23 protein-coding genes are annotated in these 26,636 nt (G+C 70.8%); 7 read left to right on the plus strand and 16 right to left on the minus strand.

Annotation, left to right across the window (positions count from 1 at the left end; translation table 11 throughout):
• Window positions 1-2 precede the first annotated feature (2 nt).
• The 4 genes from AB0H88_RS03575 to AB0H88_RS03590 all read right to left on the minus strand — a co-directional run bounded on the left by AB0H88_RS03575 (window position 3) and on the right by AB0H88_RS03590 (window position 6,986).
• The gene (locus AB0H88_RS03575) at window positions 3-1,064 is read right to left on the minus strand and encodes a lantibiotic dehydratase C-terminal domain-containing protein (RefSeq protein ID WP_357640776.1); all 1,062 of its coding nucleotides are present in this window, start codon (window positions 1,062-1,064) and stop codon (window positions 3-5) included.
• Entirely contained in the window at window positions 1,057-3,738 is a 2,682-nt protein-coding gene (locus AB0H88_RS03580) for a lantibiotic dehydratase (RefSeq protein ID WP_357640779.1), read from the minus strand. Before AB0H88_RS03580 ends, AB0H88_RS03575 begins: the two co-directional genes overlap by 8 nt.
• Before the next feature lie 62 nt (window positions 3,739-3,800).
• On the minus strand, window positions 3,801-3,989 hold the full coding sequence (locus AB0H88_RS03585) for a thiomuracin/GE37468 family thiazolyl RiPP peptide (RefSeq protein WP_355448036.1): 189 nt from the start codon (window positions 3,987-3,989) through the stop codon (window positions 3,801-3,803).
• A gap of 192 nt (window positions 3,990-4,181) precedes the next feature.
• Window positions 4,182-6,986 (minus strand): BTAD domain-containing putative transcriptional regulator, encoded by a 2,805-nt coding sequence (locus AB0H88_RS03590; protein ID WP_357640782.1) that lies wholly within the window; start codon window positions 6,984-6,986, stop codon window positions 4,182-4,184.
• A 224-nt stretch (window positions 6,987-7,210) separates the two neighbouring features.
• Between AB0H88_RS03590 and AB0H88_RS03595 the strand changes: the two genes are divergently transcribed.
• Together AB0H88_RS03595 and AB0H88_RS03600 are read left to right on the plus strand one after the other, a co-directional pair.
• Window positions 7,211-7,726, plus strand: a complete 516-nt coding sequence (locus AB0H88_RS03595; protein WP_357640784.1) for a hypothetical protein — start codon at window positions 7,211-7,213, stop codon at window positions 7,724-7,726.
• A gap of 74 nt (window positions 7,727-7,800) precedes the next feature.
• Window positions 7,801-8,814, plus strand: a complete 1,014-nt coding sequence (locus AB0H88_RS03600) for a LacI family DNA-binding transcriptional regulator (protein WP_357640787.1) — start codon at window positions 7,801-7,803, stop codon at window positions 8,812-8,814.
• Window positions 8,815-8,905: 91 nt separating this feature from the next.
• Here AB0H88_RS03600 and AB0H88_RS03605 read toward each other — a convergent pair whose 3' ends face one another.
• From AB0H88_RS03605 to AB0H88_RS03630, 6 genes are all read right to left on the minus strand, one after another.
• On the minus strand, window positions 8,906-9,511 hold the full coding sequence (locus AB0H88_RS03605; protein ID WP_357640790.1) for a bifunctional 4-hydroxy-2-oxoglutarate aldolase/2-dehydro-3-deoxy-phosphogluconate aldolase: 606 nt from the start codon (window positions 9,509-9,511) through the stop codon (window positions 8,906-8,908).
• A 64-nt stretch (window positions 9,512-9,575) separates the two neighbouring features.
• Window positions 9,576-10,328: an IclR family transcriptional regulator gene (locus AB0H88_RS03610; protein WP_357640793.1), complete on the minus strand. Its 753-nt coding sequence runs from the start codon at window positions 10,326-10,328 to the stop codon at window positions 9,576-9,578.
• Complete coding sequence (locus tag AB0H88_RS03615; RefSeq protein ID WP_357640796.1) at window positions 10,300-11,265, minus strand: sugar kinase; 966 nt, start codon at window positions 11,263-11,265, stop codon at window positions 10,300-10,302. The genes AB0H88_RS03610 and AB0H88_RS03615 overlap by 29 nt, the downstream gene beginning before the upstream one ends.
• Window positions 11,266-11,426: 161 nt before the next feature.
• Window positions 11,427-13,004, minus strand: a complete 1,578-nt coding sequence (locus AB0H88_RS03620; protein WP_357640799.1) for a hypothetical protein — start codon at window positions 13,002-13,004, stop codon at window positions 11,427-11,429.
• A complete protein-coding gene (locus AB0H88_RS03625; RefSeq protein WP_357640802.1) occupies window positions 13,001-13,417 on the minus strand; it encodes a beta-galactosidase in 417 nt (138 codons plus the stop codon). The genes AB0H88_RS03620 and AB0H88_RS03625 overlap by 4 nt, the downstream gene beginning before the upstream one ends.
• Before the next feature lie 93 nt (window positions 13,418-13,510).
• Complete coding sequence (locus AB0H88_RS03630) at window positions 13,511-14,347, minus strand: NAD(P)H-binding protein (protein ID WP_357640803.1); 837 nt, start codon at window positions 14,345-14,347, stop codon at window positions 13,511-13,513.
• Between the two features lie 82 nt (window positions 14,348-14,429).
• On the opposite strand from AB0H88_RS03630, the gene AB0H88_RS03635 reads away from it, so the two are divergent.
• From AB0H88_RS03635 to AB0H88_RS03645, 3 genes are all read left to right on the plus strand, one after another.
• Complete coding sequence (locus AB0H88_RS03635; protein WP_357640805.1) at window positions 14,430-15,371, plus strand: AraC family transcriptional regulator; 942 nt, start codon at window positions 14,430-14,432, stop codon at window positions 15,369-15,371.
• A gap of 234 nt (window positions 15,372-15,605) precedes the next feature.
• Window positions 15,606-16,547 (plus strand): alpha/beta hydrolase, encoded by a 942-nt coding sequence (locus AB0H88_RS03640; protein ID WP_357640808.1) that lies wholly within the window; start codon window positions 15,606-15,608, stop codon window positions 16,545-16,547.
• Window positions 16,548-16,665: 118 nt separating this feature from the next.
• The gene (locus tag AB0H88_RS03645) at window positions 16,666-17,697 is read left to right on the plus strand and encodes a hypothetical protein (protein ID WP_357640811.1); all 1,032 of its coding nucleotides are present in this window, start codon (window positions 16,666-16,668) and stop codon (window positions 17,695-17,697) included.
• A 95-nt stretch (window positions 17,698-17,792) separates the two neighbouring features.
• Here AB0H88_RS03645 and AB0H88_RS03650 read toward each other — a convergent pair whose 3' ends face one another.
• The gene (locus AB0H88_RS03650; RefSeq protein ID WP_357640814.1) at window positions 17,793-18,452 is read right to left on the minus strand and encodes a response regulator transcription factor; all 660 of its coding nucleotides are present in this window, start codon (window positions 18,450-18,452) and stop codon (window positions 17,793-17,795) included.
• Window positions 18,425-19,693 carry a sensor domain-containing protein gene (locus AB0H88_RS03655; RefSeq protein ID WP_357640816.1) on the minus strand — a complete coding sequence of 423 codons (1,269 nt, stop codon included), beginning with the start codon at window positions 19,691-19,693 and terminating at the stop codon, window positions 18,425-18,427. Before AB0H88_RS03655 ends, AB0H88_RS03650 begins: the two co-directional genes overlap by 28 nt.
• Window positions 19,694-19,826: 133 nt before the next feature.
• Between AB0H88_RS03655 and AB0H88_RS03660 the strand changes: the two genes are divergently transcribed.
• Together AB0H88_RS03660 and AB0H88_RS03665 are read left to right on the plus strand one after the other, a co-directional pair.
• Window positions 19,827-20,465, plus strand: coding sequence for a methyltransferase domain-containing protein (locus AB0H88_RS03660; protein ID WP_357640818.1), 639 nt, complete (start codon window positions 19,827-19,829; stop codon window positions 20,463-20,465).
• Window positions 20,458-21,216 (plus strand): DedA family protein, encoded by a 759-nt coding sequence (locus AB0H88_RS03665; RefSeq protein ID WP_357640820.1) that lies wholly within the window; start codon window positions 20,458-20,460, stop codon window positions 21,214-21,216. The genes AB0H88_RS03660 and AB0H88_RS03665 overlap by 8 nt, the downstream gene beginning before the upstream one ends.
• On the opposite strand, the gene AB0H88_RS03670 is transcribed toward AB0H88_RS03665, so the two are convergent.
• The 4 genes from AB0H88_RS03670 to AB0H88_RS03685 form a co-directional block, all read right to left on the minus strand.
• Window positions 21,161-22,432 carry an alpha/beta hydrolase gene (locus AB0H88_RS03670; protein ID WP_357640822.1) on the minus strand — a complete coding sequence of 424 codons (1,272 nt, stop codon included), beginning with the start codon at window positions 22,430-22,432 and terminating at the stop codon, window positions 21,161-21,163. The genes AB0H88_RS03665 and AB0H88_RS03670 overlap by 56 nt on opposite strands.
• A gap of 220 nt (window positions 22,433-22,652) precedes the next feature.
• Window positions 22,653-23,306: a response regulator transcription factor gene (locus AB0H88_RS03675; RefSeq protein WP_357640823.1), complete on the minus strand. Its 654-nt coding sequence runs from the start codon at window positions 23,304-23,306 to the stop codon at window positions 22,653-22,655.
• Window positions 23,303-25,693, minus strand: a complete 2,391-nt coding sequence (locus AB0H88_RS03680; protein ID WP_357640825.1) for a histidine kinase — start codon at window positions 25,691-25,693, stop codon at window positions 23,303-23,305. Before AB0H88_RS03680 ends, AB0H88_RS03675 begins: the two co-directional genes overlap by 4 nt.
• A gap of 56 nt (window positions 25,694-25,749) precedes the next feature.
• Window positions 25,750-26,523: an IclR family transcriptional regulator gene (locus AB0H88_RS03685; protein WP_357640828.1), complete on the minus strand. Its 774-nt coding sequence runs from the start codon at window positions 26,521-26,523 to the stop codon at window positions 25,750-25,752.
• Window positions 26,524-26,636 lie beyond the last annotated feature (113 nt).

The following is a 26,636-nucleotide window of genomic DNA, read 5'->3' on the forward strand; positions in this document are numbered from 1 at the left end:
GACTATCTCCCCTCCTCCGCGAGTACGGCCACCGCGTCCGCGCACAGCCGCCGGACGGCCCCCTCTTCCTGCACGGTCACGCCCAGCCGGTTGCAGACCAGGTGAGCGCAGATGTCGAGAACGGTGAGGACCTGCCGCGTCTTGACCGCGCCCTCGCCCTCCCAGCCTCGGGGCGGTGGCTCGAACCGGCCGGCGGCGGCCTCGGCGGCCAGCGCGTCACGGAGCGTGGACACCGATCGGGCCCAATCCGCCAGGGAGCCCGGCCCGGAGACGTGCTCCAGGTGCGTGGCGAGCTCCCTCATCCCGCGAGCGAGGCCGATGACGCGCTCACGCCGGCGCTCTGTCGCTCGCGCGGCCGGTTGGGTGAAGCCGCCCTCGCTCACGTCTCCAGCCCGGTCGGCCTCGCTCACGTCTCCAGCCCGGTCGGCCTCGGTCACGTCGCCGGGCCGGTCGGCCTCGGGTATGTCGCCGGGCCGGTCCTGGTCGATGCTGACCCACGGCGCCAGCCGGGCCGCGTCGCGCTCACCGCAGAACCAGGTGAGCAGGATCATCGCGGCTCCCGCGGTGGTGCGGTCCGCCGGCCGCAGGCCGTCGCGCAGCAGGCCGAGAGCGATGCGGCTGGACTCCGCGAAGTGCCGCTCCACCGCCTCCATCGAGGCCCCGGTGCCGTAGCGGTCGTGCTCACGCCGGTACGGGATGAACGCCACGGAATTGTTCGGGAAGAGCCGCTCCGTATGGCCGGGAAGTCCCTCCCACTGGGCCAGGGCTTCGCCTATGCCGGCATAGTCCCGCTGGCTCATGGAACGACCCGCCGGATTCTCGGCGAGATACTTCTCGAACCGCTCCGCGAGGACCCGCTCCACCTCGGCCCGGTGCGCGGGGCCGGTGGGCAGCGCGCGGAACCGCAGATGCGGCCCCCCGTCCCAGTACCTCAGAAAGAACGCCGCCTCCGCGAGCCCGCGCCCGGCGAGCTCGGCGATCAGCGGACCGGCCGCGTTCGTCAGCAGCGCGTCCAGGTTCTCGTGATAGAAGACGTGGGCGCTGACCCAGTCCGATTCATGCATGCCGGCCGTCCTGGTCAGAGATCTCGATGAGAAATTCGGTGACGCTGGGGTCATCGGGGTCCGGCCCCAGCGCGTCCTCGAAGTCGGGCAGCACCTCGTCGAAGATCACCATCGGCCCCGAACTCGCCAGCATCTTCTCGAAGGCCGTGACCAGGAACCAGTTGGCGAAGTCGACGTAGACGGGCTTGCGGGATTTGTCGAAAATCCACTGCGTCCAGTCACCCGTTCCCTCGCCCTCACCCTCCTCCGGACGTGCGAAACGGACGAAAGAGCGCACCGGGATGTCGTGCTCGTGCAGCCACGACACCAGGCGCAGCAGATAGGCGGCGTCGCCCTCGCCCTTGGCCCGTTCCGGAAGCAGCTCCTTCGGCACGATCCAGCGGGCGCGCTGGATCACCACGCCGCCGATCCCCACCCGGGGATAGGCCACCAACGACGAGGGAAGGTCCAGATCAGCCTGATCCGCCAGCAACGGAATGCTGGGATGCACGTAATGCGTCTCTCCCGAGACCTGGATCAGCAGGCGAGCCGCCGGTGGGAGCAGCAGGTCGGACATCATGCCCAGATGCAGTGCGGAGAGATCGGCGCCCAGCCGCTCCGAGACCACCTTGAGCAGGCCGCTGCGCGGATCGAGGACCATCCCGAGATCTCCCAGGGGGATGCGCTCTTCGGCGGGACGGCTGCTGACCGCGAACGGATAGTCGATCTCGTACGCCACGTGCGGCACCCGTCTGTTCAACGCCGAGGCGGCCACTCCGCCCAGTTCGGCGAGCACCCGGGCACTCGGCCGGCGCTCCGTGGCCTGGCTCTCGCCCGTGGCCTCCGCCATCAGGGCCAGCACCCTGCTCCGTCCACGGCCGTAACCGGTGTGGGCCGCGTTGAGCACCAGGCCGATCTCACCGGGACCGGGGACGACCTGCACATAGCAGGCGAGAGAGCGCGGCGGGACCACCCATGACGGCCAGTCCTCCGTCAGCTTCCTGATCAGCTCCGCCGGGACGCTCACGACCCCGTCCTTCTCCGGCTGGGCGAGCACCGCCTGACGTGCCTCCCGCTGGATCGCGGCCAGCTCCCGCAGCCGCGGCAGCGGGCTCTCGGACAGAGCGCCACCCGCCCCCAGGGACGGGCCCATCAGCCGGGCGACCTCACGCGCCGCGTCGCTCAGCTCGGCGGCTTCGCCGTCCTGGGCGAGCACCTCCTGGAGCGCTCGATGCAGGACCAGGAGGGGAACGCGGGCACCCGGGCCGAACCGCTCGGAGAAGTAGGCGCCGAGGGCGATGCGGAACGGCAGCGTCAGGTCGAAGGCGCCCAGCCAGCGCCGTACCACGTCCAGGTCGTCGAGGGCCGGACGCCATGCCGCCGGCCCGACCTGCGCCACCGGGCCCGTGAAGACGGCGTTCTCGCGGAAGGTGTGCCGGCCCTGCCCGTCGAGCGCGGCCGGCTCGAAGCCGAGCGGTTCCGCCAGAGCGGTGAGCGCGGTTTCCAGTTCGTGCTGCCGCTTCCGGTGCCCCTCGACGTCGTCCACGACCACGGGCAGGCGCGCCTGCCGGCGTACGCGCCGCAACGCCTGGACGACGTCCGCGAACTCGGCTCCCCCATGGTCTTCGACCCACGCGGCCAGCTCGCCCAGCGGATCGGCCGACTGGTCGGCGACGGGGTGCTGCTCCTCCAGGAGCCCGGCCCGCACCAACGCCTGGAGGAACGCCTCGACCGGGGACTCGTCAGCGGCGCCGCCCGCCAGGCGGGAGCGGAGCTCGGCCAGCGTGGACCGCGGGCGGCGCGCCGCCAGGTTCAGGCATGCCTCGACCGCGGCCGTGGCCGGCAGGGTCACGATGGGTTCCTCGGCGGAGCGCCCGATGAAGCTGACGGTCCCGTCCCGCGAGGTCGCGCTCGGGTTGACCCGCAGGACCAGGTGCCGGGCCAGGCGTGGATCGCGGGTGAGCGTCTCGCCGATCCGCTGGAGGAGGAAGGTGTGGATCTCGAGCACTCCCTGGACCTCGGCGGGAGTGAACCGTACGGGTGCTTCACCTGATCCAGAACCGCCGTCCGCCCACGTGCCCGTGCCGCTCGCCATGAAGGTGCCGTAGGGGCTCGTCTTGGCGGCCGCTCTGGCCAGGTACTTCGCCAGCCGGGCCATGGACTGCCTGCGCGGGCGCCGCCGCGCGTCCGCCAGCCACTTGGCCAGCTCGCCGAACAGGGCCGGGCTGGCCTGGGACAGTGCCCGGCGGAAGCCCGGATGACCGGCCACCTCACGCAGGACCGGCTCCTTCTCCCGCAGTTCGGCGGCGAACACGTCGTCGAGCGCGCGTCGCCCCTCGTCGAGCCGGTGCCTGGAGACGATCCAGGATTCGATCGCGTCGCCGATCTCGGCGGGGACAAGCTCGGCGACACGCGCGTTCCATTCGGTGTCGCGGGGCAGTCGTCGCTGGTGCAGCGCCCGGCGCAGGCCGACCAGAGCCGGCTTGGCCGTACCGGGCTCCAGCGCTCCGATCAGGGGATACAGTGCCTGCGACAACGCCTCGCCGTCGCGCCGCAACGTGGCCGCCAGCCGGGCCAGCCCGTCCGCCCGTCCGTACGCGCTGTCCAGGCGCAGTCGCGACAACGCCGCCACCGGCACACCCGCGACCCGCACCACGACAGACGGCTCCACGTGGGCGCCGCTCGTTAAGATCACCGTTTCCTCCCGGAAGCGCCAGAGCCGGGCCGCCGGCGCCACGCCGACGGCCCGGCCGGGAATCAGCTGCTGCTCGAACTCGTCGACGACGTCGAGGTGCTGCAGACGCTCGGGCAGAGCACGGACGCGCCGTTCTCCGCCATCCCGTGGCCCGCGGTCAGCGATTCGATGGCGAGACCGCTGTCGGCGAGGTCGAAAACGTCCATCGGCAGATTCTTGAGGTCGAAGTCGAGCTTCTGGGAAACGCTCATTTTTCTTTTCAGCCTTTCTCGGGAGAAATCGTGAGACCCATAGCCGTGAATAATCGGCCCCCTGCTTACCTCCAGGAAACCTGCGGCTGATGGCTTCCGACGGAAGGCTAGCCCCGGCGCGCGGAGAACCGCCTTTCTCCGGCCTGTCACCGACCTGTCGGCGCGCTGAAAAGCTGCTGGGAAAGGCCGCTCTCACGCGGTGGACGCGAGAACGGCCTCGATGTCGTGGGCTCGCGGATCCGCCAGCCCGCTCATCAGGTCGAGCGCCGTCCGCAGGATGCCGCGGGCCAGCATGTCGTGTCCGGCCTCGTTGAGCGCGTTGCCGAGATCGGCGAGGGTGATCGCCTCCCAGCGCTGGTTCCTCGTCCGGCGGAACAGGTCGACGGACTGACGGAAGGCGCGGACTGCGGCGCGGGTGTCGCCCGACATGACGTAGGCGCGGCCCATGTTGCGCAGGCACATCGCGTCGGAGGTGTACTCCCTGAGCCGCAGGTTGATCCGGTGCGCCTGCTGGAACGCCTTGACCGCGCAGCGGTAATGGCCGGCCACGGTCTGCGCGATTCCTATGTTGTCCAGGGCCAGGGCGATGCCACGGGGATATTCGTTCCGCTCGTGCAGATCCAGCGCGCGCATCAGGTGCCGCTGGGCCTTTCCGTATTCTCCGGCCTCGCCATAGGTCATGCCGAGATTGCACAGCGCCATGGCCTCGCCGTACGGGCTCTTGCTCCGTTCGAAATGAATGAGCGCTTCGCGGAAATGTCTTTTCGCCAGATCGACGTCACCCCTGTCGGAGTAGATGCAGCCCACGGAGTTGAGGGTGTAGGCCTCGCCGATGGGCTCGCTCGCGGCCCGCGCCGCGCGTACCGCCGACTTCAGGCTGTCCAGGCCGTCGGACCACGGGATGCGCGCGTCGAAGAAGCTGGTCATCGCCATGGTTATGCGCCATGAGTAGTGAGCCCACCCGTTCGTGGCCGCCCACGACGCCACCGCCCGGAGAGAGTCGTACTCCAGCTCCAGCCAGGCCATCGCCTCGTCGGCGTCGGCGAACGCGAGGGGGCGCCGGCGCGGCCGCATCGGCGCGAGGAAGTCGCGGCGGCGGTACGGCACCAGGTGCTGGTCGGCGCTGACGGCGGTGAAGAGGTAGTGATCGAGGAATCGCCGTATGGCGGCCTGCCGCTCGCCGGGTGGCATGTGCAGCCGTGCCTGATCGACGGCGTACAACCGGATCAGGTCATGCGGTTGGTAGCGGCAGGGGCGGCGCTGTTCGAGCAGATGGGCCGCCACGAGCTGGTCCAGGCCCCGCTTGACCTCGGCGGGCGGAAGGTCGACCAGCGCCTCGACCGTCTCCAGCGCGATGTCGCTGGCCGGGTGCAGTCCCAGCGCCTGGAACGTGGCGGCCGCCGCCGGGCTGAGCGCTCCGTAGGACCAGGACAGAACGGCGCGCAGGTCGATGTTCGGATCGTTCTCACCGGTTCCCAGGTTGTCGAGGCGGGCCTTCTCGTCCTCCAGCCCGTCGACGACCTCGGCGAGCGTGCCGGCGCGTTGCGCGCGTTCGGCGATGATGGCCAGCGCGAGGGGCAGATGGTCGCACAGCTCGACCAGCCTGGAGGCCGCCGCGGGCTCGCGGGCGACCCGGGAGGGGCCGACGGCCGCCGCCAGCAGCTCGACGGCCTGGGATTCCGGCATCGCGCCCAACGTGACCCGGTGCGCGCCGTCACGGATCGACAGAGACCGGAGCTGGTCGCGGCTGGTCACGATGACCAGGCCGCTGGCGCCCGGCAGGAGCGGGCGCACCTGGTCGGCGTTGCGGGCGTTGTCCAGCAGGATGAGCGCGTGCCGGTCGGCGAGGATGGTACGCAGCAACGCGCAGCGCTCGTCCACGTCGACGGGGATGGCGTCGCTCTCCACGCCGAGACCGCGCAGGAGGCTCTCCGCCGCGGCGGCCGGGGTCATCGGCTCGCTCGGTCCGTAGCCGCGGAGGTTGAGGTAGAGCTGGGCGTCAGGGTAGTCATGGGCGACTCGGTGGGCCCAGTGCGCGGCCAGCGTCGTCTTGCCCGTGCCGGGAGCGCCGTCGATGGTCACGATGATCGGGGCGTTCGCGCCTCTGCCGTTCCGGCCCGGCGCCGCCACGCCGGAGGACAGCCGGTCCAGTGCCGCCAGTTCCTCCTCCCGGCCGGTGAAGCGCGCGATGCCGTGGGGCAACTGCCGGGGGCTCGGCGTCCCGCGCCGCACGGCGGTGCCGCCCGGGTGGTCGCCGGTGTCGCCCATGAGCACCATCTGGTGCAGCTGGACCAGTTCTTCGCTCGGGTCCAGGCCGAGCTCCTCGCGCAGCACCGTACGTACGCGCTGGTAGGCGCTCAACGCCTCCGCGCGCCTGCCGCTGCGGTGCAGAGCGGTGATCAGGCGCGTCCACAGCGGCTCGCGGCTCGGGTAGCGCTTGGTCAGCTCCGACAGTTCGGCGATGAGGCGCCCCGGCGGCTCGCTGGCCAGCTCCAGGTCGATCCGGCGCTCGGTGGCGCCGAACCACTCCTCGGTCAGGAGGGGTATCACCTCGTGTTCCAGCCAGGGGCCGCTGGCGTTGCCGAAGGGCTGACCGCGCCACAACCGCAGCGACTCGCGTAACAGGTCCATCTCCTCCTGCGCGGAGCCGGCGTCGTCGGCGCGCCGCACGAGACCGCGGAACCGGTGCAGGTCCACCGCGCCGGGCTCGATCTGGAGCTGGTAACCGTCCGGCTCGGTCTGGATGAGGTCCGCCCCTATCAACCGCCGCAGCCTGGTGACATAGGTGTGCACCGCGCCGCGCGGCCAGCCCGGCCCTTCGCCCGGCCAGAGCCGCTCGGCGAGCGTGGGCGTCGAGACCGACTGGCCGACCGACAGCAGCAACGACGCGAGGACCGTCCGTAGCTGGCCGACGGGCACCGCCACCGCGTCCTTACCGACCTGCACCTCCCAGGGCCCCAGGACGCCGAAGCTGATGTCGCCGCCATGTGATCCCACAGCCGTTCCGGATGACACGCCTGTCAATGCCTGACCTCCCACGGGGACGAGCTACGGACCGTGTTGCCGGCATTTGCCGGGTATTGATGGTGGATAAACGACAGTTGCCGCCCTCCCTGTCAATCTAAGCTAAGACCGGCCACTGCGTGCTTAAACTTCCGTTGAAGCTTCGCGGGCGGCCTATGATGTGGGTGTTGTGGCCGGTACGCCCCATGAGGAGGTTCGTGAGCGGCGAACGCCTGGAAGAGATCGTCGAGCGGCTGGAGATCCCGCACCCGTTCGACATCGTGGAGTTCACCCACCAGGTGGCGCGGGCCCGGCGGCGCCGCATCGAGCTCAGGCCCGTCGACACCGCCGCGGACGGCCCCAGCGGCATGTGGCTGGCCACCGACTCGGTCGACTTCATCTGCTATGAGCAGCGGACCAGCCGCTCCCATCAGGAGCACATCATCCTGCACGAGCTGGGCCACATGCTGTGCGAGCATGCGTCGGCGCCGATCGCCCCCGACGACCTGCTGCGCATCTTGCTACCCACGCTGGACCCGGCCATGGTCCGCTCGGTGCTCGGCCGGACGACATACTCGGAGCCGCAGGAACACGAGGCCGAGCGGTTCGCGATGCTGGTGCTGCGGCACGCCGGCCGACTTCCCACGGTGCGCAGGCCGCCGCTCTCGGCCGAGGCGGCCGGGATTCATGACCGTATTGAGGCGGCACTGGCTCCGCGTACCAGGTCATCCTGACATCTGCGGGATTCGGCGAGAAGGGATGCCCCATGGTCGCGCCCGAGCGACGACGAAGAGTGACCATTTCTGACGTGGCGAAACACGCCGGGGTCTCCAAGGCGGCGGTCTCGAAGGTCATCCGCAACGACTACGGCGTCAGCGCGGCCATGCGCGACCGCGTCCAGCGGGCCATCGAGGAGCTGGGTTACCGGCCCCAAGCCGCCGCGCGAGCGCTGCGCGGACGGGCGTACACCATCGGCGTGCTCATGCGGCACATCGGGCTCCCGTTCTACGCCGAGATCATGACCGGCCTGGTGGAGCAGCTCGCGGAGTCCGGCTATCAAGCGATCATGATCCAGGGCGGCACCCAGGACAAGACCGAGGAACGAGCGATCGACGCTCTGATAGATCGGCAGGTGGACGGCATCCTCATGATCGCTCCGCTCGCCGGGCGCACCCGGTTGGAGCAGGTGGCACGCGAGATCCCCACCGTGGTGCTCGGCAGGCACGACCGGTCGCCGGCGTACGACTCGATCGTCGATGACGACCGGATCGGCTCCGAGCTCGTCATGGAGCACCTGATCGCGCTCGGTCACCGCCGCATCGGGCACATCACCTTTCGCCAGGATCAGCGGCAGCCCGCCGACCAGGTGCCGCGCATCAGGGCCGAGAGCTACGAGCGCGTGATGCGTGATCACGGCTTGGCCGGGGAGATCGCCATGGTCGCGACCTCATATTCCGAGGAGGGCGGCCATCGCGGCGCCTACGAGTTGCTGAGCCGGTCTCCGCGCCCCACCGCGATCTTCGCGGGCTCCGACGAGGCGGCTCTCGGCGTCCTCGCCGCCCTCCATGAGGTCGCTCTCTCCGTCCCCGGCGACGTCTCCGTCGCCGGCTACGACAACACCCGGCTGGCCGCCCATCCCCATATCGCGCTGACCACGGTCGATCAGGACGGAGCGGTCATGGGCCGTACGGCTGGACGACTGTTGCTGGAGCGCATCGAAGGCCGCACATCGGCGGTGCACTTCTCCGTCACGCCGACCTTGGTCGTCCGCCGCTCCACCGCGCCTCCCGGCGGCCAGGCCCAGGACTCGGCATCCGTTTGACAGGACCGCTTCCTCGCCGGTTCAGACGACTTCAGATGGCCTCAGACGACAAGCGGCGCGCTCACCTGCTGCGGCAGCCGAAATATCGCCGTCAACGATTCGTCACCTCGCGCAGCCGTTCCAGGGCTTCCGGGTCGCTCAGCGCCGAGCCCAGGGCGACACCCCGGCAGCCGGCCGCGAGGAAGGCGGCGGCGTTGGACGCGTCGATGCCCCCCGTCGCGACGAACCTGACTCCGGGGAACGGCGCGAGCTGCGCCTTGATCCATTCGGCGCCGAGCTGTGCCGCGGGGAACGCCTTCAGCCAGGTGAAGCCGCGGGCCAGGGCGGTGGCGATCTCCGTGGAGGTGGCCACACCCGGCAGGTGCGGCAGTCCGAGCCGCAGCGACTCCGTGGCGACCTCGGGATGCAGTCCGGGCGCGACCGTGAAGGCGACGCCCAGCTCGCTGACGGCCGCCAGCTGTTCGGCCGTGGTCACCGTGCCCGCGCCGACGCTCTTTCCGCTCCCCTTGGCCGCGTCCAGCGCCGCGCGCAGCGATGGCAACGCGTCGGCCGTCTGCACGGGCACCTCGATGAGCTCGATGCCGGACGCCCAGGCGCGCTCGCACATCCGCACGGTGGCCGTGGGATCGAGGTTGCGGAAGATGCCGAGGACCGGGTTGCGGTCGAGGTGGCTGCCGAAGAACTCAGCGGCGTCCATATACGTCTCCTATCGACATACGTCTCCTGTCAACATGCGTCTCCTATCGACATGCGTCTCCTGTTCAACATGCGTCTCCTGTCCAGCCCAGCTTCTTGGAGATCTCGTGGGCTGCTTGGCGGAATTCGCCGATGTGCTCACGCAGCTGCTCCAGCGGCGTGACCGCTCGCAGGGCGGTGATGGAGATGCCGTGGGTGACCTTGCCACGGGCGTCGAACACCGGCAGGGCAACGCAGTTGATGTAGTCCTCGTGCTCGCCGTCGTCCTCGGCCCATCCCCGCTCCCTGGTGAGCGCGAGGTCGGCTTCGAAGGAGTCGGCATCGGTGATGGTCGTGGGGGTGAAGCGGGTGAACGTGGCGTGTTCCAGGACGCGGGCGCGGGTCTTGTCGTCCTGGTAGGCGAGGATGACCTTGGCGACGGCCGCGGTGTGCGTCTGGGCGGGCAGCCCGATGCGCGAGCCCATGGCCACGCTGCCCCGGCCGTCGATCTTGTCGACGTACACGATCTGGTCTCCGGCCAGCTCCCCCAGGTGGACCGTGTGGCCGTACCTCTCGCCCAGGTCGTTAAGGATCGGGTGTGCGAGAGAGCGGGCCTCGACCTGGTCGAGGGCCAGCTGGCCGAGCGCGATGAGCTGGAAGCCCATGCCGTACGCGCTGCCGGGGACGCGCCGGACGAAACCGCCCTCCTCCAGCGTCTGCAGCAGGCGCAGCGCGGTCGACTTGTGCACGCCGAGATGTTCGGCGATCTCACCGAGCGTGCGGTGTCGTACGGAGACGAAGGCGACGATGTCAATGGCCCGAGCGACGGTCTGCGACATGGTCGTGCCCTCCTTCTGCGAGCAGCGAGACGACCTCGTCAGCGGAGGGAAGATCGGCAAGGTCGGCCGGAGACATCAGCACCCGGGAGGCCGCGTAGTGCCCCAGGCGCAGCCGCGTCATCTCGTCGCGGCCGTCCAGGTACCCGCTCAGCCACCCGGCCGCGAACGCGTCGCCCGCGCCGACCACGTCGAGGACCTCGACCGGCAGGGACGGCGCTCGGTGCACCCCCGTCGGGGTGAAGCCGACCGCCTCGATCGCGGCGTCCTTGACGATCAGGTACGTGGGCCCGTCGAGCAGTGCGCGCACGCTTTCGGCGTCCGTGGTGCCCCACAGCGCCGCGGCCTCGTCGCGGCCGACGAAGACGATGTCGGCCCGCTGCGCGAGCTCCAGCAGCACCGACGCGGCGTCGGCACCGTTCCACAGGCGCGGCCGGTGGTTGACGTCGAAGCTCACCACGGACGGCCGCAGCGGCCGGTCGTACACGATGTGCCTGGTCAGCTCCAGGCATTGCGGGGAGATCGCCGCGGTGATGCCGGAGATGTGCGTCACCCTCGCCGGCCGCGCGGCCCAGCCCGCGACGTCGGCGGCGGTCATGACCGAGGCGGCCGAGCCGCTTCGGTAGTAGTAGACGGAGGTGCCCGAGGTGGTCGGGTCCTTGAAGTACACGGCGGTGGGCCGCTCGTCGTCGCGATGGACGAGGCCGACGTCCACGCCCCGGGCGCGGAGCGAGTCGACCACGAGATCGCCGAGCGGATCGCGGCCGACCGCGCCGGCCCAGGCCGTGGTGTGGCCGAGCTGGGCGAGCAGCGCGGCGACATTGGACTCCGCGCCGCCGGGACGCAGGATGAAGCTGCTGTCCGCGTCGAGGCGGCCGCCCGCGGTCGGAGTGACCATCACCATGGTCTCGCCGATCGCGAGCACGTCTGCGGGTCTCATCGGCCGCTCATCCCTCATAGGCGCTGGAGTCGATGTACATGCGGTTTCACATCCCGTTGCACGTTTTGCAATGGCTATGCGTCACTTGCAATATAGTCGATGCTTTCGCCTGCCATGAGGCGGGGCGCCTCGAAGGAGAGGTCATCGGCGGCGGGGGGCGCTCACTTCGTCTCCAGCACGGTACGCGTGACCGGCACGAACTCCGCCGAGCGCAGCTCCAGCGGCCACCTTCCCGCGCGCGTCCGCGGGGGCACGTACACGGGCGCGTCCTGCGCGAACGGCAGGAGGCGCAGCTCGATCACCCCGTGCTCCAGCAGCTCCGTGCGGAAACGGCGCAGGCCGATCTCCCAGCACGGGTCGTACCAGAACCGGTCGGCCACCAGGCGCCCGCCGATGTAGGCCCGTCCTACGTCACCGGACCAGTCAAGACGCAGCAACACCTCCTCCGCCGCGCTGCCGAGCAGGGTGGCGGGCACGGTGACACGGTAGACGGCGGCGCGCTCGAAGTCCTGGTCGGCTGGGGCCGAGGCGCGGCCTGACGCCGCGTCGATGACCGGCCGCCTGGCGGGCCCCGCCGCCTCCACCCGCTCCACCTCGGCGACCACCCTCTCGGCGGATGCTGTCGGAGTGGGCAGTTCGATGACCTCGCAGCCGTCGTACTCCTTGTTCGGGCCGGGGAAGACGCGCAGCAGATCACCTGGCCCGCCGCCGTAGAGGACGAGCCGGTCCCCGTCCACGACCGCCGGGCGGGAGCTGAGGATCAGCCGCTCCCTGCCCCACATCTTGGCGCGCGTGGCGGTGAGCGCGCTCTCCTCGTCCAGGACCAGCACGTGCGCGCTCGACCCATCGGCGGCTGTGACACGCAACAGGCAGTCGAGACCGGGGCGCAGGTCACGCACGAGAACCTTGCCGTCCTTGCCGCCGTTGCCGCTGTCGTCGTCGCCACCACTGCCGCCGCCGTCGCCGTTGCCGGTCACGGTTGCCGGGCCGTCGATCGTGGTGACGGTGTCGCCGTCGAAGACCAGCTCGACCGGGATGCCCGCGGTCTGGGTCAGGACCTGGATGGGCTCGGCGCCGTCGATGACGCACACCGGCTGGGCGGTGGCGGTCAGCAGGATGCTGCGTCCGATCGGCCGCGCGAGGGGCCAGACGAAGAAGGCCCCGGAGGGCACGGTCACCGGCTCACTCGGGACGACGAGCTCGCGGCCGGCCAGCTCGACGGCGAACTGGACATTCTCCTGGTCGGGCAGCGTCTCGACCGGCTGGTGATTGTTCACGAACAGGAATCCCGAGCGTCCGTCGGAGCGTACGGCCCAGCGCGGGGACCGCCGGTCGGCGGTGTCGTCCGGCGCGTCCGGCGGCATCGTCAGCACCATGGTGGCCAGATCTGCCCCGTCGGAGGCCAGCCACAGATGCTGCATGCGCAGGTAGGCATAGGAGTCGCGGAACTGCCCGTACTCGCCGAGCGGCGCCTGGAAGTCGTAGGTGATCACCGGGCAGTCGTTGGGGTAGCCGGTGGCGTGCGACTCCTGCAACGTGGACAGGGCCCCGATCTTCTGGGACGCGCCGTGGTACATGTAGTAGCCCTGCCACACCGAGCCGCTCCCCAGCTTGACCAGCGCCAGAGCCGCGATGTCGGAGGCCGTCACCAGGGGGCGACGGTGGTAGGAGGTGTACATGCCACCACCCAGCTCGCAGGTGGCGAACGGGTAGCGCGCCAGGTGACTCTCGTCGGTCACCCCGCGAGCACCCAGTCAGGGAATCCCCCGTTGCGCGACTCCCCGTGACCCCACGGGCCGATCCGGGCGACCACGTCCAGCCCGAGCTCCGCACACGTCATCACAAACCGGCGCAGGTCACGGTCGCCCGTCCAGTCGAACACGCCGCGCCGCTCCTCGTGCAGGTTCCAGAACACATAGGTGGAGACAGCCGTCACTCCTCCTGCCCGCACCTTGAGCAGCTCCTCCCGCCACTCGCCCACGGGATAACGGCCGTAGTGGAACTCTCCCATGACCGGAAACCACGGCCTGCCCCCACGGGTCAGGTGGCGCGAGTTCACCTCGATCGCGTCGGGCCCGTGCGCCGGATCGCCGAGACGCAGATGACCCTGCAACGGCGGGGCCAACTCACCCGGCACACTCAGTCGCTGCACAGCTGGAGCCTTCCTCTTCGGTGGGCATCATGTCGACGTGGCGCCCACCGGACCCCGCGCGACACGATGCCCACCACCATGCTCGGCGCTCGATCAGTGCCAGTGACCGGCCGCTGCGGTTTCGGTGACGTAGTCCTCGAAGGACCTGGGCCGGCGGCCGAGGGCTCGTTCCACGTCGCCGGAGACCTCAGTGCCCCCGCCGTCGCGAACGGCCACCAGGACGCCGGCGAGCAGCGACGCGACCTCGGGCGGAACGCCGAAACCCACCTGACGCTCGACGAAGACCTCGGGAGCGACGTCGACGTACCGAACAGTGCGCCCGGCGGCCTTGCCGATCAGGTCCGTAGCCTCACCGAAGCCGATCGCCCGCGGGCCGGTCAGCTGGTAGATCTGGCCGTTGTGGCGGTCTTCCGTCAGCGCCGCCGCGGCGACCTCGGCGATGTCCTCGGCGTCGATGAACGGAACGCGCCCGTCGCCGGTGGGCAGGGCCAGGGTTCCCGCCAGGACCCCTGGCAGCCAGGGACCCTCGCTGAAGTTCTGCGCGAACCAGTCCGGCCGCAGGATGGTCCAGTTCACACCGGAGCCGCGCACGGCCTGCTCGGCCGCCTTGAGGGGATGATCGTCGATCTGGTCGACGCCGGAAGCGGTCAGCAGCACCAGCCGTCGCACGCCCGCGGCGACCGCTTCGGCCACGAACCTGGGGATGCGCTCCCGTCCCTCGGCGTCGGACTGCAGGCTGGGCTCCATGACGTAGGCCGCGGTGACGCCGTCGAGCGCCGGTGCCCAGGTCGCCGGGTCGCCCAGGTCGATGCGGATGTCACCGGAGGCGCGTGACGCCGTGCGTACCGGCCGGCCGGCGGCCCGGAGGCGCTGGGCGATGCGGCGACCGGTCTTCCCGTTTCCGCCGCCCAAGATGAGGATGTTCGTCATGTGCCTAGACAACTCCAGGGAGGCAAAGACGGTCCATGGGAGAAAGTCCGGAATACCTTTGTGATCGTCTACGGTGGGCCGCATGGACGTCCTGAGCGATCTGCTGCATCGGGCCCGCGCCGGCAATGCGATGATCAGGCAGCTGATCCAGCGGCCACCGTGGTCGCTGACCTTCGCCGACGCTCCTCCGCTCACGATCGTGGCCACGCTCGGCGGCCACGCGTCGGTCCGCCTCGACGAGGCCGATGCCGCACCGGTACGCCTGTCCGCGGGCGATCTCGCCCTCATCAGCGGCACCGGTCGTCACACGATCGCCGACGACCCGTCCACCCCACCCCAGGTCGTTCTCTACAAGGGCAGGAAGCACCTTCTCGACGGGAGCGAAGCGCCGCCGGGGGCCCAGCGGAGGCTGGCCCCGCGCACCTACGGCGACGGTCTGCCCGGGGCAACGACCCTGATCAGGGGCGGCTACGACCTCTACGGCGATGTGGGCGACCGCCTGCTGACCATGCTCCCGCCGCTCGCGGTCATCCCCGCCGGCCCCCGTACCCGGGCAGCGCTGGATCTGCTCGCCACCGAGATCGCCCGCGAGGAGCCCGGTCAGGACGCCGTCCTGGGCCGGCTGCTGGATCTGGTGCTCGTGCTGGCGCTGCGGGCCTGGTGCGCCGCACCCCAGGCGGCATCGCCCGCCTGGTATCGGGCGTTGACCGTTCCCGCCATCGGCGACGCGCTGCGACTGCTCCACGAGGATCCCGCTCACCGGTGGACGGTCGCCGCGCTGGCCGCCAAGGTCGGCATGTCCCGCGCCGCCTTCGCCGCCCGCTTCACCGACCTGGTCGGCGAACCCCCGCTCACCTACCTCACCGGCTGGCGGATGACCTTGGGGTCGGACCTGATCCGCGACACCGACATGACCATCGCCGCCGTGGCCCGTGCGGTCGGGTACGACGACCCGTTCGCCTTCAGCGTGGCCTTCAAGCGCGCCCGCGGCCTCAGCCCGTCCCTCTGGCGCCGAACGCGCTGATCCCGAGCCAACGCGGCGTAGTATCCCCGAGCGGGTTTGCCGAAACGGCAACCCGATTCGCGGCGCCCTCACGGCCTCCCGGATGATTCCCACGAAAGCCGCCGACCGGTGGCTTTCGGCCGGGGAAAGTCTTGGAGGATCGATGGTGCGACCCGCTTCTGACACGGAGCTCACAGGCTTGGAGGATCGATGATGCCGCCCGCTTCGGACACAGAGCTCACACATCGGCTGGTCATGACGCGTGCCGGCCGCATCCACCTGGTGGAGCAGGGCTCCGGGCCGCTGGTGCTCTTGGTGCACGGCTTCCCAGAGTCCTGGTATTCCTGGCGCCACCAGATGCCGGCGCTGGCCGCGGCCGGGTACCGGGTCGCCGCGGTCGATGTACGTGGCTATGGCCGCTCCTCCAAGCCCGCGGACATAGCCGCGTACCGGATGCTCGACCTGGTCGAGGACAACGTCGAGGTGGTGCACGCCCTGGGCGAGCGGACGGCGGTGATCGTGGGCCACGACTGGGGCGCGCCCATCGCCGCCAACTCCGCCCTGGTCAGGCCGGACGTCTTCCGCGCGGTCGGGCTGCTGAGCGTGCCGTACAGCCCGCGCGGCGGGCCACGACCCAGCGAGATGTTCGCGCGCATGGGCGGCGATGAGGAGTTCTATGTCGGCTACTTCCAGGAGCCCGGCCGGGCCGAGGCCGAGATCGAGCCCGACGTCCGCGGCTGGCTCGCCGGCCTCTACGCCGCCCTGTCCGCCGACACCATGCCACCCGCCGACGCCCCCCATCCGCTTCTCGTGTCCCGGGGCGGGACGCTGCGCGAGCGCTTCCCCGCCGATCGGCTGCCCGCCTGGCTCAGCGAGGACGACCTCGACGCCTACGCCGCGGAGTTCGAGCGGACCGGCATGAGCGGGGCGCTCAACCGCTACCGCAACATGGACCGGGACTGGGAAGACCTCGCCGGCTTCGACGGCGCCCCCATCACCCAGCCGTCCCTGTTCATCGGCGGCGCGCTGGACGCCTCCACCACCTGGCTGGCCTCCGCCATCAAGGCGTTCCCGGCGACCCTGCCGGGCCTGGTCTCCTCGCACATCCTCGACGGCTGCGGCCACTGGGTTCAGCAGGAACGCCGTGCGGAGGTCAACGAGATCCTGACCGGCTGGCTCGCCCGGCTGCCGGCCTGAACCGCAGACCGGGAGTTCCAACAATCGTGACTGACGGCGATGAACATAAGTCAAACAGTCAGGTATCGGAGGGCCGCATAGGCAAGAATCGGTAAAGACCGTATTCAAGGAGGTTCTCGTGCGCGCAGTTCTCACCGCCGTGCTCGCGACGCTCACCATGTTGGCCACCGTGGCCAGTTCGGCAAGCGCCGCACCATCCCAGTCGTCCTTGCCCGGCGGGAAGGCCAACTTTGTGGTCTCGCAGGGCTTCCTGCGCGCCGGGTCCACTCAGAACTGGGTGCGTCTGGGTACGTACCAGTTCAAGGCCGGCGGCACCGTCAGCGCGAACACCTACCTCTGGTGGCAGCGCAACCCCGAGGGCAGGCAGAAAACCGGTGTCGTCCCGGATTCGAGCTGCGCGACCAAGGCGGGCGGCTCCAGCACGCGCGTACGCGCCTGCGACGTACTGACCGCGGCCGGTTTCACCGGCGCCCCGGACGAATCCCGCACGGGAACGTACACGCTGGCCGGCGACGTGGTCAGCATCAGGTGGAAGATCGCCCAGACCTGGACCGAGAAGTGGCGCGTGAAGCTGTCGCCTGACGGCAAGCTCGCCCAGCTGCAGTTCGCCGGCGGCACCCTGGCCACCAACGGATACGGCTACGGAAGCAACGCCTCACTCAGCACTCGCCGCGCGATGAGCTCCGTGCGGGCCTTCTCCGGAACGCTCAAGCAGGACCTGGTCTCCTGGGCGGGCAACCACATCGTGAAGTCGGACGGTCAGGTCTTCAAGCAGTCCTCCTTCCGCAACTGCGCCACCACGACCTGGTGCCTGACGTACCTGCAGCCGTCGTCCCCGGGCGCCTGCCAGAAGTCCGGCGGCTGCCCCAACGTCGGCGGCGGCACCAAGGCGAACGTCAGCTCCATCCAGTACTACCTCGTCAAGGTCTCCAACAGCGATCGCCGCGACACCCTGTGGCACTGGTGCACCTGCCTGGCCATGGAAGCCAAGCAGTTCTGCTACTCGGGCAACTCCCACATCAAGCCGCTTGAACAGATCATCGACGACAGCGGAGCCTTCCGCGGCTGGGTGGGCGCCGAGGCGTCCTTCTCCTCCGGGGGCAGGACCAAGGACATGATGGCCGTATTCCGCGTCTCCGACTTCCGCTGACGCGTGCGCGCCGGTGGCGCTCGGCCCCGCACAGGGTCAGCGCCACCGATGTCCCGGCGCGAACGAGCCGGTGTTCGCCGGGTCGAGGGGCGGCCTCACCCTCGTAGGTAGGTGACGACCGCGAGTACGCGGCGGTGGTCGTCTTCGGCGGGGGGCAGGTCGAGCTTGGTGAGGATATTGCCGATGTGCTTGCCCACGGCGGCCTCCGAGATGACCAGCTCCCGGGCGATCGCGGTGTTGGACCGTCCTTCGGCCATCAGGGCGAGCACCTCTCGTTCCCTCGGGCTGAGGCGCTCAAGCGGGCCGCGGCGGCGGCGCAGCAGTTGCCTGACCACCTCCGGATCCACGACGGTGCCGCCCGCCGCGACGGCGTGCAGGGCGTCGAAGAACTCCTCGACGTCGCCGATGCGGTCCTTGAGCAGGTAGCCGACCCCGGTGCCGTCTCCGGAGTCGAGCAGCTCGGAGGCGTAGGTCTGCTCGACGTACTGGCTGAGCACCAGGATGGCGAGGCTGGGGTCGGCGGTGCGCAGCGCGACGGCGGCGCGTAGCCCCTCCTCGGAGAAACCCGGCGGCATCCGTACATCCGTCACGATGATGTCGGGCCGGTGCTCGGCGACGGCCGTGATCAAGGCGTCGGCGTCTCCGACGGAGGCGGCCACCTTGTGACCGAACCGGGCCAGCAGCCCGGACAGTCCCTCGCGCAGCAGCACGGCGTCTTCGGCGACGACTATCTTGAGGGAACGTGCGACGCGCAAGGGATCTCCACCCGTAACAGGGTCGGGCCCCCGGTGGGGCTGGACAACATCAGTCTGCCGTCGACCACGGAGACGCGGTCGGCCAGGCCCGCCAGCCCCGTGCCGGCCGAGGCGTCGGCGCCGCCCACTCCGTCGTCCCGGATCTCCACCGTGAGCCGCCCGCCCTCGAACCGCCCGTCGACCGTGGCCCGCCGGGCCTTGCTGTGCTTGGCGACGTTGGCCAGCGCCTCGCAGACGACGAAGTAGGCGATCGACTCCACGGACCCCGGCAGCCGCTCGGAGAACTCGACGGACACCTCCACGGGCACCGGAGAGCGGTCGGCCACGTCCGCCAGCGCGGCGGGCAGACCTCGGTCGGTGAGGATGCGCGGGTGGATGCCCCTGATCAGGTCGCGGATCTCGGCCAAGGCCAGCTTCGCCTGCTTGTGCGCCTCGTCGACGAGCTCGGCGGCCTCCTCGCCGTCCGACATCTTCGCCAGCCCGAGCGTCATCGTCAACGACACGAGCCGCTGCTGAGCGCCGTCGTGCAGATCCCGCTCGATGCGCCGCCGCTCGGCTTCGAAGGCCTCCACCAGGCGGGTGCGGGAACGGGTGAGCTCGGCCAGTTGCTCGTCGTCTCGAGGGGTGAGGAGAAAACGGGCCAGCATGGCGTGTGCCATCGCCAGCGCCGTCAGGGGATAGATGGTGAGGATCAGCACGACGACTCCCAGCACCGCCACGAGGAACGCCTGGGGATAGCCCTCGACGTGCCACAGCTTGAGGACGTTGATCGAGCCCGTTTCACCGACGGCGAGCGGCGTACAGATCATCACGACGGGCACCACCAGCCCGTAGAGCGTGATGGCGAACTCGACCGGCCACAGCACCAGGGCCAGGAGCCCGGTGTAGGCCAGCTCCCTCCAGGTGGCCTGCTCCCTGAAACGCAACTCCAGCCACGCGCGCGGGCCGGGCCGGGCGGGCACGCGATGGGGAGTCGTGACCGGCTCCCCATCGATGATCCGCAGGCGCCTGCGCTCCAGCACGGCCACCGGAACGCCGCCGAACCCCAGCGCCAGCACCACGGGGATGCCGATCAGCACCAGGTTCAGCACAGCACCGGTGACCAGCAGGCCCAGGCACAGCGCGAGCACGATCACGCCGACGCCCACCCCCGTGACGAGGTAGGCCATCGCGCGCCATGGCAAGGAGGAGAGGATCAGATCTCTCCGGGCGAGCGCCTGCCAGGCCTGTCGTGGTCGCACCCCCAAAAGATAAGGGGGTGGCGGGGGCGCTTCCGATGGGTCCCGCACTACTTCGGAGGTATGCCCAGCCCTACTCCGAAGAGTAGGTCCTCTCTCCGTGCGCCCGCGGCGGCGCCGCCGATGTCATTGCTCCATGAACGAGACAGCTGCCTTGCGGTCGGCGAAAGCTACCAACGGGGCCGCCGACCTGCGGGCCTTCATGTCGGTGGCCGTACGCAACCAGGGTGTGGTGGGCGCCGTGGCACCGAGTTCGCCGTCGCTCGCGCGGGCGCTCACGGCGGTGGTGCCGTCCTCGGGGGCCCCGGTCGTGGTGGAGCTCGGGCCGGGTACGGGGTCGATCAGCGAGGTCATCCGGCGCAGGCTGCCGCCCGGCGCACGCCAGCTCGCGATCGACGTCGAGCCCTCGATGGTCGCCCACCTGCGCCGCGCCAAGCCGTGGCTGGAGGTGATCCACGGCGACGCGGTGGAGCTGGGCGCCCTTCTGACGGCGGCCGGCGTGACCCGGGTCGACGCCGTGGTCAGCACACTCCCGTGGTCGCTGTTCCCTGGCCCCCGCCAGTCGCGCATCCTGCACGAGATCGGTCGCGTACTGGCCCCGGGCGCCGCCTTCACCACGGTGACCTACCTGTACGCCATGCCGCTCCCGAGGTCCAGGGCGTTCCGGCGGCGGCTCCGGTCCGCCTTCGAGGAGGTCCTGACCACCGGGCCGGTCTGGCGCAACCTCCCGCCCGGAATGACGTACGTGTGCCGGCGGCCGGTGCTCGATGTCTGAGCTGCTGGGGCAGCTTTCACCGCCGCTGGTGCTCATCGTCGGCTGGCTGCTCATCGTGGCTGAGGCCGGCCTGCTGATCGGGGTCTTCCTGCCGGGGACGAGCGTGCTCGTGGCCCTCGGCTATCTCTCACATCTCGGCGTGGTGCCGCTGGGCGCGACGATCGCGGTGGCCGCCTTCGCGGCGATCACCGGTACGCAGCTGTCCTTCCTCATGGGACGGCGGCGCACCTTGGGAAAGCGGCGCACTCTGGGGAGACGGCGCGCCTTGGGAAAGCGGCGCACTCTGGGAAGACGGCGCGCCTTGGGAAAGCGGCCCGTCTTGGGAAAGCGGCGCGACGCTCTGGCGGGATTCTGGGAGCACGGCCGCCGCCTGCTGGTGCGGCGTGGGGTCTGGGCCGTCCTGGCCGGGCAATGGCTGGGCAGCGCTCGCACGCTGGTTCCCCGTCTCGCGGGCTGGTCCGGCATGTCGTACCGTGCCTTCGCGTGCGCGAGTCTGCCCAGCGCCGCCGCCTGGGCGGCGACGCTCGTGAGTTTGAGCCGCTTCCTGGCTCCGGACATCATCCACCGCATCACCGGCCATCTCGCACTCGCCGGCCCCTCGGCGGTCGCCCTGCTGCTGCTCGTCTTCTGGCTGAGACACCGTCGCCGAGCGCCTGCCGACGACGTCGCAGGGCACCGCCGTCAGCGGGTCGCTGTCAGCGGGGCGGATCGGCCGAGTCGTGGGCGGGCAGGGGAAGGGGCCGGTCGGTGAGGAAGGCCTGGAGAAGCCGGGTGTAGGCGGCGGGCTGGTCACCCGCGATGGCGTGTCCCGCCCCCGCGATGGGCACGAGCGTCGAGCCGGGCAGCGTACGCCGATACTCGTACGTGCTCTTCCAGGGGATGAAGTCGCAGCTACCACGCATGATCAGCGCTTTCACCCCGATCCGCCGAAGCTCGGGCCGGGGGTCGGGGACCTGGCGGAAGTCCTCGCTGGTGACCTGGTTGACGTAGAAGCCCTGGCGGTTGCCATGCGGCTCTCGTGAGGGAGTGCCGGGGCAGGAGCCGGCGTCCTTGCTCACCAGAGCGAGCTCGTGGAAGCGCTCGTCCGCCTCCCGATCGCCGACCAGGGCGTGCGCGGCCTCGGGATTGATGCCCAGCAAGAGGAACGTGGTGAGCATCCGGGGTGATTCGGTCAGTTCGTCGTGGCGTTCCCGCTGCGCCGGCGTGAGTAGCTGCGAGAGATCGTTGTCGGGGTTCGCGCCCGGCCAGAGCGTGCCCGGCGAGGTGAAGACCACCTTGGCGACGTTCCCGGGATGAGCGGCCAGGTATTGGGCCGCGAGCGACCCGCCCCACGACTGGCCGACGATGATGACCTTGTCCGCGCCGATGACGCGGCGGATCGCCTCGAGATCGGCGACGTGCCGGGCGACGGTGTAGCCCGTGACGTCGTCCAGCCTGGTGGAGCGCCCCGCGCCGAGCTGGTCGTAGGCGTACACGTCGAAACCCGCCGCGGCCAGGGCCTCACCGCCCACCGGTATCCCCTCTCCTGGGGTGCCTGGGCCGCCGTGGAGGAAGATCACTGGTGTCGGGCGGGGCTTGCCGGCCGCGGCGGCGTGGACGTACGCGATCCTGGACCCGGTCGGCAGATCCCAGAAACGGACGCCTTCGGGAGCCGGGGCGGTGCTCGGGGCCGAGCCTGGCCGGAAGACGGTGGCCGCCGCGAGCCCGGCGATGACGGCCGTCAAGCCGACAGCGGCCAGCAGCGCGACCATGCGGCTCCGGCGCGCGCCGAGGAGCTTGAGCGCCGGAGAGGCGAGCAGGAAGCCGGTGCCGGTCATCGTCACCAGCCCAGCGGCCGCAAGTATCGGGATATGTGCGCTTATGGCGGCGGTGGCGAGGAAGCCGGCGGCCCCGGCGGGCGGCGCCACCACGAGTGCGGCCAAGAGGAGTGCGCCGCCGAGGAGGCGGCGTGGAAAGGTTCGTGCCATGGAGATCACGCTAGGAGCGGGAAAAGGCCGCTTCCTGGCCCTTCAGAACCGTCTTTCACCTGCCGGAACCCCGCCTCCCGGCGGATGCCGCCCCCGCTTCCCGGCGGATGCCGCCCCCGCTTCCCGGCGGATGCCGCCCAGGCTTCCAGGCGGATACCGCCCGGGCTTCCGAGCAGGCGGTTCAGACGGCTCCCGGCCGTGGCGGAGTCGTGGCCTGGGGTCAGACGGCTCCCGGCCGTACCAGGCCCGTCTCGTAGGCCACGATCGTGGCCTGAACCCGGTCGCGCACGCCGAGCTTGCTGAGCACGGCGGCGACGTGGTCCTTCACGGTCGCGGGGCTGAGACCGAGCGCGAGCGCGACTTCGGCGTTGGTCAGGCCGCGCGCCACCCGCAGGAGCACCTCCGTCTCGCGGGGGGTGAGAACGGACAGCCGTCCGGCGTCGGCCGGACCCGGGCCGGTGGCGAAATGGTCGATCAGCCGCCGGGTCACGACCGGATCCAGCAGCGCGTCGCCTCCCGCGGCCACGCGTACCGCGTCGATCACCCGCTCGGGGTCGGTGTCCTTCAGCAGGAATCCGGCGGCACCGGCGCGCAAGGCCGCGAACACATAGTCGTCGAGATTGAACGTGGTCAGCACGACGACCCGCGTCGCCGGAACCTCGGCGGTGATCCTGGTGGTGGCGGCCAGTCCGTTCATGCCCGGCATCCGGATGTCCATGAGCGCGACGTCGGGCCGGAGCGAGGTCACGAGGGCCACGGCCGCCTCCCCGTCGGCCGCCTGGCCGACCACGGTCAGGTCCGGCTCGGCGTCCAGGAAGGCGCTGATCCCCGCCCGGACCACGGCCTGGTCGTCGGCGACCACCACGCTGATCATGTGAGGGACACCTCCGGCAGCCACACCCGTGCCGAGCCGTCGTCGGCGACGATGAGCGTACCGTCCGCGGCGTCGACCAGCGCGCGCAGTCGCCCGCCGCTGCTCGGCGACCGACCAGACACCGTGACGCCCCCGTCGAGGAAGGTCACGGTCACGGCCACGGCCGCGCCGTCGGCGAGCAGTTCCCTCGCGACCTGATAGGCGGTGACCTCGACGGCCGGCGGCAGCGGCCGGCGAAGCCCGACGTAGCGGGCCGCGCCACCGCGTCGCGCCGTCAGGACGGCGATGCCACTCACCGTGTGCGGCGGTTCGTCACCATCGTCCCGCTCCTGCTCCATGAGCTCCCGCAGCGCGGTCAATCCGGCTCGGGCTTCGGCGAGCACGACGTCCAACCGCCCCGCGTCGGCTCCGTCGACCACCCGCTGCGCATGCCGACGAGCCGTACGACGCAGCTCTCCGACGATTCGCCGCCGCTCGGCCGCCGCCGCCACGACCGCCGCGCGCTCGAGCAGGTCCCGCTCCCGCGCGAGCGCCGTCCTGTGCCGTCTGCGGCGCGCCGCGACGAACCTCCCAAGGCCCCAGGCCGCCACAGCCGGTACGGCCAGCACAGCGGTCAGCACCAGCCACGCGGCCGGCCGATCGCCCGTGATGCCGTCCCCGCTGACGAGTGCCAACCCGCCGACCCCGGCCATCACGACCGGCGCGGGCCAGTCCCGGGACTGTGTACGGGTGCCGATCGCGTACAGCAGCGCCAGCTCCATCCAGCAGCACCACAGGAACATGTCGCTGACCGGCGGTCCTGGCCACCCCGCCAGGTCGAGACACAGCCAGACCAGGACGGCGGCCAGCGTGACCGCCAGGCCCTGGCGGGACGCGTTCTTCCTCCACCCCAGGGGGAGCGCGTGCAGGGCGAACAGCAACGCCAGCAGCAGGCCGGGGAGGGGGGCGGCGAAGGGGTCGAGGTCATCGCCCGGTAGCAGGTTCGCGCCCAGCGTCAGCGCGATCGCCAGGACGACCAGCGCTCCGTCGAGCGCCCTGGACCCCCGCCAATCAGCCATCCGCCTCGCCCTGGCCATGACCGGCGTAGGAGCGGACGGGTCCAAGGGGAAGTCGGCCCGCACCTCCCAGCCGCCGTCCTTGGGCCCTGCCGACAAGGTGCCGTCCTTGAGCCCTGCCGACAAGGTGCCGTCCTTGGGCCCTGCCGAGAACGTGCCGTCCTTGGGCCCTGCTGAGAACGTGCCGCCGACGGAATGCACGGCGGAGCGCAGTCCGGCCAGCCCGTTGCCCGTCCCCAGGTCAGGGGCCGCCGCGTCACCACCCTCGTCGGTGACCGTGACGACCAGGTGTCCGGCCAGGATGTCGAGCCGAACCCGGGAGGCACCCGCGGCATATCGGGTCGCGTTCGTCAGCGCCTCGCGGACCACCCGGTAGGCGATGGAGATGACTTCCGGAGGCGCGCCGGCGGCGGTGCGCCGATAGTCGAGGCCGATGTGCTCGGCGACGAGTGCGTCGATGTCCTCCATGGTCATGGATTCGACGGCAGTCATGGATTCGACGGCAGTCATGGGTTGGACGGCAGTCATGGGTTCGACGGCCTCGGCGAGACGGTCCGGCTCCGTCACGACCCGGCGCCCGGCCTCGGCGAGGCGGTCCAGCTCCGTCACAGCCTGGCGCCCGGCCTCGGCGGCGTGCCGGGTGGCGGCAGCGGCGAGTTCGGGATCGGTGAGCCGCGTGGCGGTGGCGGCCGACACCACGATGCCGGTGAGCCGATGCGCGGCCACGTCATGTAACTCCGTGATCAGCCGCCGCCGTTCCGCACCGGCGGCGAGTCGAGGCACAGACGCCGAGCCCGCGCGATAGGCCGAGACAGCCGATCGGCCGGCTCGCCTCCGCCGTCGCGACCTCCCCATGACCCAGACCACCGCCGCCATGGCGGCCGCCTGGAACGCGATCCCGGCCACGATCTTCGCCCCTGCGCCGGCAGCGACTGTCAGCGCGGCACCGAGCAGCGTGGCGGCGCAGGCGCCGACCGCGGCGACCCCAGCCGTGCGATACAGGGACAGCGCGTGGAGCGCCACCATCACGGTGACCACCCCTGACAGGACGCCACCGCCACCTGCGCTGATGCTCAGTACCGCTGCCGCGAGCGTGGCCCCGAAGGCCCACACCGGCGTGATCCGGCGAAAGACGAGGGCGACGCAGGCGGCTCCCGAGCCCAGCATCGCGTACGTGGTCGCGAGAGGACTCCCCGCCGCGAGCGGCGACCCCGGCTCAGCCACCCACGTGAGCGCCGCCGGTAAGCTGTGCGACACCGTCAGCGCCATCAGCGCGACGGCCAGGATCCCCGGCAGCGACACGTCCCGCCACCCCGGCCGACCATCTCCCACAACCGCACAGCCTACGATCCCGGCCGTCACCAGGCGGCGAGCAGCCCGGGGTGTGATCAGTCCCGAGCGCGTGGCCTGCGTTCGGCCGGAGGGAGCAGGAGCACCTCCAGCGCCCGCGCGCAGGCCCGCGTGTGCGCGACGAACCAGCCGATCCGCGCGTCGCTCATGACCAGCGGCGTGGAGCGCACGGCCAGCGCGTAGCGGACGTGGTTGAGCCGGTCGAGCACCGGCACCGCGACCGTACGGATCCCGTCGCCCGATTCCCCGTCGTTGAGCGCGTACCCGGCCTCGCGTACCCGGTCCAGCTCGGCGCGCAGTTCGCCGTGGTCCACGATCGTGCGGCCGGTCAGCGCCGGCAGCGGCCCGAGCGCCGCCAGGTCCGCCTTCCCCTCCGGATCCCAGGCCAGCAGTACCTTGCCCAGCGCCGTGGAGTGCAGCGGGCGGCGCAGGCCGATGCCGCTGTCGCGGTTGAGTGAGCCGCCGCTCAGGATGACCGCGTGCCTGTCGTTGCGGACGGCCAGGTCCACCGTTGCGGAGGTGACACGGGCCAGCTCGGCCAGCTCGGGCGCGATCCGGTGCAGGCCGCGCCGGTGAAAGGAGAGCTGACCCAGTTCCGTGATCGACGGCCCGAGCCGGTAGCGGCCCGTCCGCGCCTCCTGCTCCAGGAAACCCGCGCCGGTCAGGGTCTTGGCCAGGCGGTGCGCGGTGGAGGTGGGCAGCTCCATCCTGCGGGACAGGTCGGACAGGCTGAGCGAGACGTCCCCGCCGCCGAAGCAGTCGAGCATGCCGATCGCCCTGTGTACGGACTGGACGCCGCCTTCTGCTGCCATGCGGGAAACTCCGTCTTCCGAGTAGGGAGAACAGGAACCAGGTGAGAGCCGGTCCGGCCGGAAACGCTTCCCGCATCGCGGGACATTCTTTGCATTTCCTACCAATTTACTAG

Source organism: Nonomuraea sp. NPDC050680 (assembly GCF_040654555.1).
Classification (GTDB): domain Bacteria; phylum Actinomycetota; class Actinomycetes; order Streptosporangiales; family Streptosporangiaceae; genus Nonomuraea.